Here is a 14,131-nt window from a genome sequence, read left to right as displayed (position 1 = left end):
TATTACCTCGAAAAGTGGTCAAAACCAGCTTTATTAAAAGAATTACCGTTTAGTCTTATTCCGGGTGTCCTGCTGACTATACCGATCTCAACTAAGTTTTTAAAACTATTTTTTAATTTCTTAAAATTATCGGCTGAAGCAGCTGCCAATAAAGCATAGTCTTCACCGCCGATAAAAGCCAGCTCATGAGGTAATTGATTTTTCAGCTGTGCAAATTTTTTAATTTCAGGGTGGATGTCAGTATCAGATAATTTTATGTCTGCTCCGTAAGGGCCGCTGGCATTTAGAAATCTTGGCAGATCTCGGGCCAGTCCGTCTGATATATCCATCATACCTTTTACAACCTTGCTTGCAGCAAGCTTTACGGCTGTATGAACACGCATTTCAGGATGGAGATGTGCTCTTACACATTCAGGGAAATTTTTAATATCATCTGGTCTCGATTCAAGTATATGGAGGCCGCAATATGCAAGTCCTACAGGGCCATGGGTAAAAAGAATATCCCCGGGTTGGGCGTTACCACGCTTGATTAATTCTGATCCTGATTCAGGTTCTCCCCATATGGTTATGGAAATTCCAAGCAGAGGACCTCTGCTGAGATCGCCTCCGGCCAGAATGATGTTGTATTCATTGGCCAGATCAGCCATTCCTTTCAGGAAAGCATTTAAAAAATCAGGTTCAAGATTATCTGGAATAATCAGCCCCAGCTCAAATCCTTTCGGGGTGCCACCCATTGCGGCTATATCACTTATATTTACGGCAAGAGATTTATAACCGATATCTTCAGGGCTGAAGTATGATCTTCTGAAGTGTATGTTTTCCAGAAATAGATCTTTGCTGAGGCATACTGTACCTCCGGTACTGATTATCGAGCAGTCATCGCCCCTGCCTAAAGTGACATGACCATTCTCATAGGGAAAATGGTAATCAATTAATTTCAGGAAATCTTTTTCAGAAGTAATTTTTTTCATTATTAAGGCCTACAGCATTTCAAGATAGTCTTCCACAATGACTTTCAAACCGAATCCGGGGAAATTAATTCTATATTTATCAGGTTCCACCCGTTCAACAATTTTACCACGGCCAAATATTTTGTGATTGCAGTAACCAAGCTTAGCTGGAGATATCTTTTTAGCTGATGCTTGCGCAGAACTTCCAGCTTCAATTTCCGATTCAGCAGAACCATTCATAGAAGGGTATGAGGCTGAATAGTTGTCAATTGGGGTCCTTTTTTTCTTGGCCAATCCACCGGAATATGATTCCTGCCATTCTTCGTAGAGGCTGTCGCTGATTTCACGCAAAAATGGGCTCGGTATGGCCGGATCCCTGAAATCGGTATTCTGTCGTGAAACACTTGCAGGAGCACTCATGTAAAGTTCATCTTTGGCCCTTGTGCAGGCCACATAAAGCAGCCTTCTTTCTTCTTCAAATTCAGCAGGTTTCTGCATTGATTTGCGCGAAGGAAAACGGTCTTCAACAAGATCTAGTATAATTACAGCATTCCACTCAAGGCCTTTGGCAGAGTGGATTGTTGAGAGAGTTACAGCTTCTCTCTGTTCTTCGTTGTCCTGAGATAGCGGTTCAGGGTCAAGACATAAATCAGCCAGAAAGCTTTCCATGCTTTCATAGTTTGCTGCTATTTGTGATAGCTGTTCAAGTCCTGCCTGTCTGCGTGGATAATCGTCTGGATATTCTGTTACCAAAATTGGATTATACAGGGGTAGAAGTACTTCAAGAGCCGTTGATGGAGATGAATTTTTCTGGCGCAGTCCGTCAAGGTCGGTTAATAATTCCCCGAGCAGTGCATATTTTTTCTTGAATTTTTCCACTGCCGACTGATTTGCAGATATGACGGCATCAGCAATTTTTTTGGCTGTCTTAGGTCCAACTCCTTTAATATGTCCGAGAGAACGCTGCCATGATATAATATCAATCGGATTTGATACCAGACGCATGAAAGCAAGGACATCTTTGATATGTGCTGCTTCGTTAAATTTTAATCCACCATATTTTTTATATTCAATTCCAATACGTTTTAAGGCCACTTCAAGACCATAACTCTGGTATCCAGCTCTGAACAGGACTGCGACACCTTCCGGTCCAAATTTTTTTTGTAATTTTATGATCTTGTCGACTACTCTGGAAGATTGGGTGTAGTCACTTAAAGGAACCATGAGTTCAGGTGTTTTTCCACCTGTCCTGTTGGTGAAGAGCTTTTTGTCAAACTTGGTCTCTGCCCCTTCAAGAATAGCATTAGTGAGATCAAGAACCGGCTGGACAGAACGGTAATTCTGTTCCAGTCGGACAATTTTAACGTTTTCAAAAATTTGTGGAAAGTTGAGAATATTTGAAACATCAGCTCCACGGAAGGCATAAATAGACTGTGCATCATCACCAACAGCCATGATATTTCCGTTTTTACCTGCAAGCAGTCTGACAATACGAGCCTGAACAAGGTTCGTATCCTGATATTCATCAACCATTATAAATCTGAATCTGGCCCTGAGCTGCTCTTTGATTACATCATTTTCAGCTAAAAGTTTTTCCAGAAAAAAGAGCAGATCATCGTAATCAAGAAGCGCGTGCTGCTGTTTGTATACTTTATAAGCGTTTGCGATTTCTTCAATTTCCTGTGAATAGCAGGTGAGATGATATGCTTCTGTTGTTACAACCTGATCTATTGAAAGTTCTTTGTTGCGAGACTTGGTTATAATGTCCAGCAGGGTGTTTTTTTTCGGAAAAGATCTGTCCTTTTTACCAAGGCCGAGTTCTGATTTTACATCCCGGATAATATCTTCGCAGTCTCCGCGATCCATAAGGGTCATCCCATTGGGAAAACCAGCCGTAAGGGCGTTCTGCCTTAAAACCGAGTATGCAAAAGAATGAAATGTTCCACCGCTTGTCCCGTGCAGTGATCTGCCTAGAATGGTTTCAGCTCTGGTAAGCATTTCCTGAGCGGCTTTACGGGTGAATGTCATCAGCAGGATTGAGTCCGGAGCTACTCCCTGTTCGACAAGCCATGCAAGGCGATAAACAATTGTTCTTGTTTTACCGCTACCAGCACCTGCTATAACAAGCACAGGCCCTTGAGGATGTGTGGCGGCATCGTATTGGGCCTCATTCAGTTCATTTTTAAAATCTATCATATTTTAGGCACATCTTTTTTTAGTCATTTAGAAAAAATCAAATTCCGAACCAGTCTAAAATCATTTGCCCTGTATCACGCATTCTTTCAGGCACATTTCCTTGGGAGTCATAAAAGAATGCATCTCCTACAGTATGGGTTCCGGTTCTTCCGAAAAATCCAAAAATTTCGTCTCGGTCGAATTTGGCTTTCAGGTCATATCCGGGTTTTGTTCGGCATACAAGGTCGGGAACATCACCAATTGCATCAGGACCGTATAATTCTTTTCCGGTATATATGTGCTCAAAAACCGGTGTTCCGTTAAAACTCAGGTTAATCAGCTCACTGCGTATTTTTTCTGCGATGAAATTTGCGTTACTTTTATCAACGCAGCCTCTGGAAAAATTTTCTCTAGTGTGAATGTATATGCGCCCAGGATCAAGAGCAAAAGCTGAAGAGTTGTCGGATATAGCTGATGCATCCCATTGGTTTTCCGGGGTGTGTTTAAGGCTTAGATATCCATTTTGCTTGAGCCATGCATTAATGTCTATTTCTGTTTCAAGGGAGGTAAACCCATGGTCAGCTAGAACAAGCAGTCTTTTCTTGCCGGGGATATTTTCATATTTTTTTAGAAATATTCCAATTGCGGCATCCCATGTTTTCAGAAATTCAAGACAATCTTTATGAAGATTGTGGTCTGCATTTTCAAAGGCTGGATAAAAAAAATGAAACAGCCTGTCTGTTTCAGTCAGTACAAAAATGAATAGATCCCATCCAAGGTCATCAAACAGCATATCCAGTGCTTTCATGCGACATTCAAGAGTGGCATAGACCTGTTTGAGCAGGTAATAAGGGTCCATTATTCCGCGGGTTGTATCAGCTTCAAGGAGATACCCGGATTCTTTTAGTCTTGAAGCAAGGAAATGTGGATAAACAGCCTTATCAATATCATGTGCAACAAAACCTGAGATCATCATTCCTCTTATTTTGCGTGCAGGATACGTATTCGGCAGATTAATTGATCTTGTCCTGAGTCCGCGTTCATCCAGTTTATCAAATATGGTTCTCGATTTTACCCTGCTGAAATCTGTTATGGAAAGTTTATAATTTAAATGATCAATTTCAGTGAAACCATATATACCATGCTTCTCCGGACCAACCCCGGTGTAGAGTGAAGTCCAGTTTACAGGTGAAAGCTCTGGAATTTCCGCATGGTTTTCTACAGCATGATCAATAATCTTTTTAAGATTAGGTAGTTCAGGAGCAATTTTTCTGGCAAGAGTTAGTGGTAATCCGTCCAGCCCTAAAACAACCATCTTGGGTGTCTTTTTAGATGTAAGCAGCATTTATTCGTATTAGTATATTTTATTGTATCATTAATACAGGTCGTAAACTGGCAAAGGTCGCAAGGTCAATTTGGTTTAAAATTGATTTGCAGCTTATATTTTAAATGCTTGCAGGACTTCAATTAATAATTGAAGTCCTGCAAGCATTTTTACTGTCAGCATTATGCCCTGATATTAAAGCAGAGCATAGAATCTTTTAATCAGAGTACAGTAATTTCAAATTTCTTTTTAAAATGAACCGGATTGTAGGATTCTTTGGCTTTCCTTAATCCCGGTTCACCGAGATCCTGCTCTCTGTTAACATATTTAAAATGTGCTGCGTTATTAGCTAAAAACATTTGATTGATGGCCTGATACACACCTTTATATCTAGTGTCTCCTTTTTCAAAATGGATGACAATTGTTTCATCATCAAGAGCTTCTGCTACTGTATAGGCTATGATTTTGCCATCTATTCTGATTGTTCCGCCAGTCAGATTACTTATAGTGTCAATCTCTTTCAGAACCTTGAAAATTGCATCATTTTCAGCTTCAAGAGCATCAGAGTAATTGTTTTCTTCCTGCCAGCGATACCATTCCATCTGCATTTCTAACACTTCCTCAATGCATTCAGGAGTGATTTCTTTATATTCGTAATCGTATTTTTTCTTAAACTGGTTGAACAGATTCTTTTTTTTATGAAATTTATTCCCTTTGAGATCAATAAGATCATGAACGGAATATATGTAATCGAAATGGCCTCTATTTTCTTCTATCTTCAGGGAATCACCCAATTTTTCCTGAAGCATGAGTGCCAGTTTTTCAGGGACTCTTGTAAAAGAAGTTCCTGATTTTTTTAAAAGCTCACATTCTTCCCAGTTTACGTTTTCCCAGTTTCCAATTGGAGCCCAATATTTAAGTTCCGGTTCAGTTTCTCTGATCCATACCATATCATCGCCGCATCCAAGTTCCAGACCATAAAAATCGGTCCATCCAAGAATGTTGGCAAAGGTATATTCAGAAGTTCTTTCCGGACAATCAGATAGAACTTTAGCGAATGTTTCCTGACAATTTAGAGATATCTTTTTGAATTCTTTCTGCATCAATTTTCCTTCTTTTTCCGTTCATCATGCTATATGACTGCCAGTTTCTGGTTAGAAAAGCATAGAACATTGTGGAGGACTGTACAATCTGAGAGGCGAGCATTGCAATCCAGATTCCTGTTGGGGAATTCATGATTTCATGTCCTAACACGTAGGCCAACGGAAGCCTCAGTGCCCAGATAGTAAATGAAAATATTATGAGGTTATAAACAGTTGCGCCGGCTCCGTTGAAAGTTCCGGCCAGAATCATTGAGGTTACTGTAAATGGAATAGCTATCATGTTGAAAAACAGATAATTGACTGCTTCGGCCCTAACAAGTGAGTCCGGAGCTATCAAAGACGTAACCGGTTCAACAATCTGCCACATTCCCAATGATAACAGACTTAGAGAAACTATTGCAATTCCGAGTATCCGCAGCCCGAATTTTTTGGCTTCGTCAGGTCTTCCTTCTCCAAGGTAATGGCCAATGAGAATTGTCGATGTGAAGCTGAAGGCAAATGCCGGAAGGAAAAGAATTGATTCAATTCTGATTCCGGCTGCCATACCAGCTAAAGCTGTAATATTGTCATTGGGCAAGGTTGCAGTTATTGAATAAAGAACCATATACCCGGAGTGCCAGACAATCTGCATCAGTCCGCTCGGCCATGCCACTTTGATCAGATACGGTCCTGCTTTTTTTACCCATTTAAAAGGTGGTAGCCGTTTGAAACTGAACATCCCGGTTTTAAACAGGGCAATGATGTCAAAAATTGTTCCCGCTAAAATGGAGAAAAATGTTGACCAAGCCAGTCCCTGATATCCGAAGTTCGGTAAACCCCACATTCCAAGTCCGAATCCAAGGTCGCCTATGGCATTTGTAGTTGTCACAATAATCATGCAGTAGAGCGGAAGCATTACTCTTTTATGAGCCCTGAAAATTGCATTTGATACGATCAGCATATAGTAAGAGGGTAATAGAAATAAAAATACCCTGATAAAATATCTCATTATATGGTCAAGTTCTGGCGGAACCTGTAAAACATATAGAATGCTGTTTCGGATAGGATATCCTATCAGCAGAATTATAGCTCCAAGTACAATACCCAGCTGAACACTGAGCCCGACATAGCGTTTTGCTCTCAGATTCAGCCCTGCACCTATGGATTGACTTATTGCGGCTACGGAACCATTGGCAACAGCCATTCCGACAATGAGAAAGAATACCAGAGACTGGCTGATCATTCCCATTGAGGCTTGAACATCTTTGTTTATTCTACCTGCAACCCATACATCGACAAGTCCGATGAGAAGATGGAATACCATCATTATCAGTTGCGGCCATGAAAGAGTCCAGATCGTCCTGTAAGGATGAGTGGACATATTGACAGACTCTTGATTCATTGAGGAGTTATCTCCATAAACAGTTCAAATTTAATGTAGGCCCGAGTCTATGCCATTGTCCGGTGAGAGAGGCAAGATTATATTTGACAGCTGTGTTTATCTTCAAATGTAATTATCGAAGCCGAAGTTGAAAACTTAGTTATGATCACAGTAAAAGCAACCCGTGGTTTAAATTTTTTAATAATTATGTTAAAAAATGCATAGATTAGTTGACAATATGTAACCATTTTAGAGGATTTCCAATGAGTGAAGAAGAATCCCTGCGCGCTCGCGTCCGTATGAATCTGTGGCTTGAAAATGATGAAGGTGTAATGTTCGGCCTCGGCAGGGCTCAGCTCTTAAAACTTATTGATGAACTTGGGTCTCTCAACAAGGCTGCCAAAAAGCTTGGCATGTCTTATCGAGCCGCATGGGGTAGAATCAAGAGTACTGAAGAAGTTCTTGGAGATCATATTGTTGAAAAATCAAGAGGACGGAGCGGCTATAATCTAACTCCTCTGGGTATTATGATTTTGAATGAATATAAGAAATGGCAGGCTGATGTGGAAAGTTATGCTCTGGTCAAAGCCAGAGAGTTTTTTCCCTGGGATATTCAGCCATACAAAGACTTTGATGAAAAAGAAGAATCTCAGGATGATAAAGATTAACCCGGAGACCCTGCAATTAGAAAACAGGGTTCCCCGGATGTATTAAGCATTAAAAAATATCTTATCCTTTCAGTGAGACCTGATCAGCTATGTCTTCTATAGCTGTGATTGAAATTTTAAAAAATTCAGTAATATCGAGACCAAGTTTTTCGCATTCCTTGATAATTTCACGATTAACACTGGCTGCAAAAGCTTTTGCTTTCATCTTTTTCTTTAGACTTTTAGGAGCCATTCCCTGCATGCCTTCAGGTCTTATGAGTGCGTTTGCGTGTATAAGACCTGTGACAGTTTCACCACATCTCAGCGCATAGTCAAATTGAGATTTAGGAGCTGCCCCTGTCATTTCTCCATTATGTGCTTTAATGGCGTAGAGAGCTTCCTCTGGAAGTTTGTCCTTGAGCATTTCTGCTCCGGTCAGTCCATGTTTTTCAGGAGAATCTTTTGTGGAGCTGTAATCAAGGTCATGCAGTAAACCTGTGATCGACCAGAGCTCTTCATCCTGTCCAAGATGGGCAGCAAGAGCTTTCATCACAGCTTCTGATTCAAGGGCGTGGTGGATTAAATTTTCTTCCGGGGTGTTCGCTTTTAAGAGATCGAACGCTTCATCTCTGGAAATCATGATTAAACTCCTTATGTTGTGAGTATAGTTTTAATATAAGTGGCAGGAAACAAAATGTTCGGGTTCAATTTCCTTCCATTCTGGAAAATTTAAAGAACATTCCGGCTTTGATTCCCGGCACCGGGGATGAAAAGGGCAGCCTTTTGGTGGATCTACAGGGCTGGGAATATCTCCTGAAAGGACATCAGATTTATAAATATGGTCAGGATCTGGTATGGGTACAGCATCCAGCAGAGTCCTTGTGTATGGATGCAACGGATTTGAATATAATGATCCTGCCGGTGAAGTCTCCATCAATCTACCCAAATACATAACAGCAATTCTGTCGCTGATATAACTGACCACAGAGAGATCGTGAGAAATGAAAAGATAGCTTAACTCATACTCCGTCTGTATTTTTTTCAGCAGTCTTATTACTTGCGCCTGAACAGAAACATCAAGGGCGGAAACAGGTTCATCACACACAATAAGATCAGGATTGAGTGAAATGGCTCTGGCAATCGCTATTCTTTGCCGCTGGCCTCCGGAGAATTCATGCGGATATCTTTTGGAATGTTCTGGTAAAAGGCCAACCTGTTCAAGAAGATTTTTTACCCTGTCTTTAATTTCAGAAGCTGACCCTGTTTTGTGTATCTTCATACCCTCGGCAATTACATTAAAAATTTTCTGCCGGGGGTTAAGAGAAGAATAGGGGTCCTGAAAAACCATCTGAATTTTAGAACTCAGCTTTTTGCGCGGCCATGATGATATATTTTTCCCTTCAAAAAGAACTTCACCTTTATCAGGTGATTCTAAACCTGTGACTATTCTTGCAAGTGTAGACTTCCCGCAACCGGATTCTCCGACCAGTCCAAGGGTTTCTCCTTTGCGTAACTTAAGGGATATTCCATTCAGAGCTTTTATGGTCGATTTTTTAACTGACAGTAAACCTGAGTTTACGGGATAGTATTTATAGAGATTTTTTATTTCGAGAAGCATTTTGTTCATTTGGAGAAATCCTCATACAACCAGCAGCGTACCTGTCTGTTATCTTTTGTGAAGACTGGAGGCTCTTCCGTTTTGCAGCGATCCATAGCTTTAGAGCAGCGGGGATGGAAACGGCATCCGGGTGGCAGGTCTCCCAGAGACGGTACAGCTCCGGGGATGGGGATTAGTTCTTCATCAAGACCGGGGCGAGGTACTGATGATAAAAGTCCTTGGGTGTATGGGTGCATGGGATTTTTAAAAAGTTCAATTTTGTTGGAAGATTCTATGATCTGACCTGTATACATGACCACGACTTTATCTGCATAGCGGGCAACAACCCCCAGATCATGAGTGATCAGCATAAGTGATCCTCTGGTTTTATTTTTTATTTCTTCAAGCAAAGATAGAATCTGGGCCTGAATAGTTACATCAAGTGCAGTTGTGGGTTCATCAGCAATAAGTATTTCGGGATTACAAGCCAGGGCCATTGCAATCATAACTCGCTGCCGCATCCCGCCACTCATTTCATGCGGGAAACTCTCCGCTCTTGTTTCCGGATTGGGTATTCCAACTTTTTTAAGGCTTATTATGGCTTCTTTAGCGGCTTCCTTGCGTGATAAACCACGGTGTTGGCGCAACACTTCAGCAATTTGCTCACCAACTTTAAATACCGGGTTTAGTGAGGTCATTGGTTCCTGAAAAATCATTGAGATATGATTTCCACGAATTTTTTGCATTTCTTTTTCGGATAGTTCTGTAAGATTTTTATCCTGATATGTTATTTGACCAGCAGTAATTCTGCCCGGAGGATCGGCGATCAGTCCCATTATTGAAAGGGAAAGAACTGTTTTACCACAACCGGATTCTCCTACAATTGCCAAAGTTTCTTCTTGATTCAATTCAAGGGTGGCATTATCCACAGCTTTCACGACCCCGGCCGGGGTTGCAAAGCTTGTAGTCAGACCTTCTATTTTGAGTAAGGGAGATGTCATATTTTGCTGGCTCGCGCTCACGAATAATTTAATGTAATGGAAACTTAACTTATACTGTATCTTAAGTTAGATGTCGTAAAAATACAATCAGACTGGAGCTAGATGTGAATAAAGTAGCTGTAATCGGCGGAGGACTTGCCGGATGTGAAAGTGCAATGCAGCTGGCGCGCGCAGGCGTGTCAGTGGATTTGTATGAAATGAAACCGGAGCGTTATTCTGAAGCACATACTTCAGCCGGGCTGGCTGAGCTTGTCTGCTCCAATTCCCTTCGTTCTGGTGATCTGAGTACAGCTATTGGTATTTTGAAAAGAGAAATGTCTGCTCTCGGTTCCATTGTCATGGAGATTGCAGAAGAAACTAAAGTCCCTGCCGGATCAGCTCTTGCTGTTGATCGTGAACTATTTTCCACCAGAATGACCGAAGTTATAGAAGGTCAGGAAAATATCAATTTAATTCGTAAAGAAATTGTTTCTTTGAATGAACCGGGCTTTGAAGATTATCAGCATATTATTGTAGCCGCCGGACCGTTGGCCAGTGCTGGTTTGGTGGAAAGTCTTTCCAATCTTATCGGGGATAACAAGCTTTATTTTTATGACGCAATCGCTCCGATAATAAGTCGTGAATCTGTGAATATGGATGTGGCTTTTTTCGGTTCCCGCTATAAGCCTGAAGATGATGACTATCTAAACTGCCCGATGACAGAGGAACAGTATTTCGCATTTCTGGAAGAGTTGAAAAAAGGGGAAAAGGTTGTTCCCCGTGAATTTGAAAAGGAAATTCATTTTGAGGGGTGCCTTCCTATAGAAACTATGGCTGAGCGTGGTGATATGACTCTGTCCTTTGGACCGCTCAAACCAGTAGGGCTTATTGATCCCAGAACTGAAGAACAGTCTTATGCTGTTGTGCAGTTAAGGGCTGAGAATCGTGATAAAACTGCTTTTAACATGGTCGGTTTTCAGACCAAATTAAAATATCCCGAACAGAAGCGTATTTTCAGAATGATTCCGGGCCTTGAAGATGCAGAATTTTTGAGGTTTGGAAGTATTCATCGTAATACTTATGTTAATGCCCCCTCGGTACTGTCTGAAGACCTGTCGTTAAAATCTGACAGCAGAATTCATCTGGCTGGCCAGATCACCGGTGTTGAAGGATATCTTGAATCTTCGGCCTGCGGGTTGTGGGTAGGACTCCTTCTTGCTCGCAGGATTACAGGATTGGAACCGTCGCTTCCGCCTCAGGATACATCAATAGGTGCTTTACTTGGACATCTTCGTGAAGAAAAAAAGAATTTCCAACCATCAAATGTTCAATTCGGACTGATGCCGGCGCTTAATAAAAAAGCTCCCAAGAGGGTCAGGAAAGAACTCTACGGTAAGAGGGCTATTGAATCTTTTGACAAGTGGAAAAATGAAAATAAATTATAGCAGTTTAATATAGTATATTAAAAAAACATAAGTGATTGTGGTATAAAATGATGTACTGCAATCACTTTTTTTATTTCTTAATAAGTATAGAGAATTTTATTTAGAAATAATGTATAAGCTAGTTATCACATCTTAAATTAGAATATATCAGGAGTTACACATTATGTCTTTGCATGAAAAAGAAAAGATTATGGATGAAATTACTGATGATATTTACGCATCAAATGATGTTTCCCAGCGTCTGCCTAAATACAGGATACCTGACAGTGAGCATGAAGCCCGCAATATTTATCAGATAATCAGTGATGAACTGATGCTTGATGGTAACGCAAAACAGAATCTGGCTACTTTTTGCCAGACATGGGCGGATGAGGAAATCCATAAGCTGATGGATCAATGTCTGGATAAGAATATGATTGATAAGGATGAATATCCTCAAACAGCAGAGATTGAAGAAAGATGCGTACATATTATTGCTGATTTGTGGAACTCCCCTGAAGCTGAAAATACAATCGGCTGCTCAACCACAGGATCAAGTGAAGCAGCAATGCTGGGCGGGCTTGCAATGAAGTTTCGCTGGCGTGAAAAAATTGGAGAAGGTTGGGAAAAAAGGAAACCCAATATTGTTACCGGGCCGGTTCAGATATGCTGGCATAAGTTTGCCCGTTATTTTGATGTGGAGATTAGAGAGATCCCCATGGAGAAGGGGAGGCTTATTATGTCTCCTGATGAAGTTTTAAAACGGTGCGATGAAAATACCATAGGAGTTGTTGTTACTTTAGGTGTTACTTTTACATGCCAGTATGAGCCTGTTGAGGCTGTATGCGTTGCTCTGGATCAATTAAAAAAAGATACTGGATTGGATATTCCGGTTCATGTCGATGCCGCCAGTGGTGGCTTTGTTGCTCCTTTTATGGACCCTGATCTGAAATGGGATTTCAGGCTGCCGCGGGTTAAATCAATCAATGCTTCCGGCCACAAGTATGGATTGTCCCCATTGGGTGTTGGCTGGGCAATCTGGCGTGATAAGGATGAGCTTCCTGAAGACTTGATTTTCAATGTGAACTACCTTGGTGGTAAAATGCCAACATTTGCTCTGAATTTTTCAAGGCCTGGGGGACAAATCATTGCACAATATTACAATTTATTGAGGCTTGGCAGAGAAGGTTATGAAAGGATTCATGAAGCCTGCTATAAATCCGCTAAATATATTTGCAAGGAACTTAAAAAATTAGATTTATTTGATATTTTATATAATGGTGAACGCAGCGAAGGGTTACCGGCTGTATGCTGGACTATAAAGGAAGGAGTGGACCCTGGTTTTTCGCTTTTTGATTTGTCGGATAAAATAAGATCAAGAGGTTGGCAGATTGCCGCATATTCACTGCCAGATGATATGACGGATACAGTGGTGATGCGTATTCTAGTCAGACATGGATTCAGTATGGACATGGCTGAATTGCTGGTAGAAGATATAAAAAGATGTATTAAACACTTTAAGAAACATCCCGTGAGCGTTTCTCTTGATGAGGAAGAGGGTGGTGGATATTCGCACAGTTGACGAGCTTTTTGAAATTTAGAATCTTAAATTAATACAGTAAATTTAAGCAACAAAATAAAACCCCCGACAGCTGGTGCCGTCGGGGGTTTTAAGGTTTTTCAAAATAAAAATTAGATAATTCCGTTTTCGGAAAGGGCGTTTTTCAGCTTGATTTCATTTTCAGGTTCAAGCGGAACAAGAGGCAATCTGAAAGATGTTTCCATTTTGCCCATCATGCCCAATGCTGTTTTTACCGGGATTGGGTTTGTTTCAATAAACATGCTGCGGCTGAGTGGCTGCATTTTGTAATGCAGCTCCATAGCTGTTGCAGTATCTTTTTCACGGTAAGCTCTGCACATGTCAGACATCATTGCCGGAACAATGTTGCTGACAACCGAAATAACACCGTGACCACCAAGCGAAAGTAAAGGTAGTACGGTAAAGTCATCACCTGAAAGCACGGTGAAACCTTCGGGACACTGTTCAATCATCTCAGATGCCTGAATCATGTTTGCCGTGGCATCTTTTACACCTATAACCTCCGGAACTTCACGGGCTATGCGGGCAATGGTAGCCGGTTTGGCGTTAAGGCCTGTTCTACCCGGAACATTATAAAGAATAAACGGCATAGAAGATTCTTTAGCAAGAACTTTAAAATGTGCAAGCAGTCCGTCAGGAGTGGGTTTATTATAGTACGGAGTAATCTGAAGCGCTGCATCCGCTCCGGCCTGTTTTGCAAGCAGGGTCAGGTTTACAGCTTCACGGGTATTGTTGGAACCAGCTCCGGCAATTACAGGTATTCTTTTGGCTACCTGTTCCACACAGATTCTTATAACATCACCCTGTTCTTCATGGGTCATTGTTGCAGCTTCACCTGTTGTGCCGCATGGAACAAGACCATCTATCCCCTGTTCAATCTGCCACTCAATCAGTTCACGGTAAGCTTCCTCATCGATCTTACCATTCTTGAAAGGTGTGACTAGAGCAGTAAATGCTCCTTGGAAATCCAT

Annotated in this window: 12 protein-coding genes; 3 read left to right on the top strand and 9 right to left on the bottom strand. The window is 41.2% G+C overall.

Going from position 1 to position 14,131, the window contains the following annotated elements; genetic code table 11:
- Positions 1-2 precede the first annotated feature (2 nt).
- The 5 genes from thiL to G496_RS18725 all read right to left on the bottom strand — a co-directional run bounded on the left by thiL (position 3) and on the right by G496_RS18725 (position 6,933).
- Positions 3-971 carry a thiamine-phosphate kinase gene (gene thiL / locus G496_RS0103590; protein WP_027178073.1) on the bottom strand — a complete coding sequence of 323 codons (969 nt, stop codon included), beginning with the start codon at positions 969-971 and terminating at the stop codon, positions 3-5.
- Positions 972-980: 9 nt separating this feature from the next.
- A complete protein-coding gene (locus tag G496_RS0103585; protein ID WP_027178072.1) occupies positions 981-3,146 on the bottom strand; it encodes an ATP-dependent helicase in 2,166 nt (721 codons plus the stop codon).
- A gap of 37 nt (positions 3,147-3,183) precedes the next feature.
- Complete coding sequence (locus G496_RS0103580; protein ID WP_027178071.1) at positions 3,184-4,470, bottom strand: alkaline phosphatase family protein; 1,287 nt, start codon at positions 4,468-4,470, stop codon at positions 3,184-3,186.
- Between the two features lie 200 nt (positions 4,471-4,670).
- Positions 4,671-5,552: a DUF2156 domain-containing protein gene (locus G496_RS0103575; RefSeq protein ID WP_027178070.1), complete on the bottom strand. Its 882-nt coding sequence runs from the start codon at positions 5,550-5,552 to the stop codon at positions 4,671-4,673.
- Entirely contained in the window at positions 5,500-6,933 is a 1,434-nt protein-coding gene (locus G496_RS18725; RefSeq protein ID WP_051294809.1) for an MATE family efflux transporter, read from the bottom strand. The genes G496_RS0103575 and G496_RS18725 overlap by 53 nt, the downstream gene beginning before the upstream one ends.
- Before the next feature lie 242 nt (positions 6,934-7,175).
- Between G496_RS18725 and G496_RS0103565 the strand changes: the two genes are divergently transcribed.
- Complete coding sequence (locus G496_RS0103565; protein WP_027178069.1) at positions 7,176-7,580, top strand: winged helix-turn-helix domain-containing protein; 405 nt, start codon at positions 7,176-7,178, stop codon at positions 7,578-7,580.
- Between the two features lie 61 nt (positions 7,581-7,641).
- Here G496_RS0103565 and G496_RS0103560 read toward each other — a convergent pair whose 3' ends face one another.
- Genes G496_RS0103560 through G496_RS0103550 form a run of 3 tightly spaced genes read right to left on the bottom strand, consistent with a single transcriptional unit; the run spans position 7,642 to position 10,157 of the window.
- Positions 7,642-8,199: an HDIG domain-containing metalloprotein gene (locus tag G496_RS0103560; protein WP_027178068.1), complete on the bottom strand. Its 558-nt coding sequence runs from the start codon at positions 8,197-8,199 to the stop codon at positions 7,642-7,644.
- Positions 8,200-8,229: 30 nt separating this feature from the next.
- Positions 8,230-9,186: an ABC transporter ATP-binding protein gene (locus G496_RS0103555; protein ID WP_027178067.1), complete on the bottom strand. Its 957-nt coding sequence runs from the start codon at positions 9,184-9,186 to the stop codon at positions 8,230-8,232.
- The gene (locus G496_RS0103550; protein WP_027178066.1) at positions 9,183-10,157 is read right to left on the bottom strand and encodes an ABC transporter ATP-binding protein; all 975 of its coding nucleotides are present in this window, start codon (positions 10,155-10,157) and stop codon (positions 9,183-9,185) included. Before G496_RS0103550 ends, G496_RS0103555 begins: the two co-directional genes overlap by 4 nt.
- Positions 10,158-10,261: 104 nt before the next feature.
- Here G496_RS0103550 and trmFO point away from each other — a divergent pair, with 104 nt between their 5' ends.
- Positions 10,262-11,581 carry a methylenetetrahydrofolate--tRNA-(uracil(54)-C(5))-methyltransferase (FADH(2)-oxidizing) TrmFO gene (gene trmFO, locus G496_RS0103545; RefSeq protein ID WP_027178065.1) on the top strand — a complete coding sequence of 440 codons (1,320 nt, stop codon included), beginning with the start codon at positions 10,262-10,264 and terminating at the stop codon, positions 11,579-11,581.
- Between the two features lie 163 nt (positions 11,582-11,744).
- A complete protein-coding gene (gene gad / locus G496_RS0103540) occupies positions 11,745-13,142 on the top strand; it encodes a glutamate decarboxylase (RefSeq protein WP_027178064.1) in 1,398 nt (465 codons plus the stop codon).
- Positions 13,143-13,252: 110 nt separating this feature from the next.
- Here the strand turns inward: gad and dapA are convergent, their stop codons facing one another.
- The gene (gene dapA / locus G496_RS0103535) at positions 13,253-14,131 is read right to left on the bottom strand and encodes a 4-hydroxy-tetrahydrodipicolinate synthase (protein ID WP_027178063.1); all 879 of its coding nucleotides are present in this window, start codon (positions 14,129-14,131) and stop codon (positions 13,253-13,255) included.

The sequence above is a fragment of the Maridesulfovibrio bastinii DSM 16055 genome, assembly GCF_000429985.1.
GTDB classification, from domain to species: domain Bacteria; phylum Desulfobacterota; class Desulfovibrionia; order Desulfovibrionales; family Desulfovibrionaceae; genus Maridesulfovibrio; species Maridesulfovibrio bastinii.
Note: the sequence above shows the minus strand (reverse complement) of the source record. Positions and strands in the feature narration are given on the sequence as shown.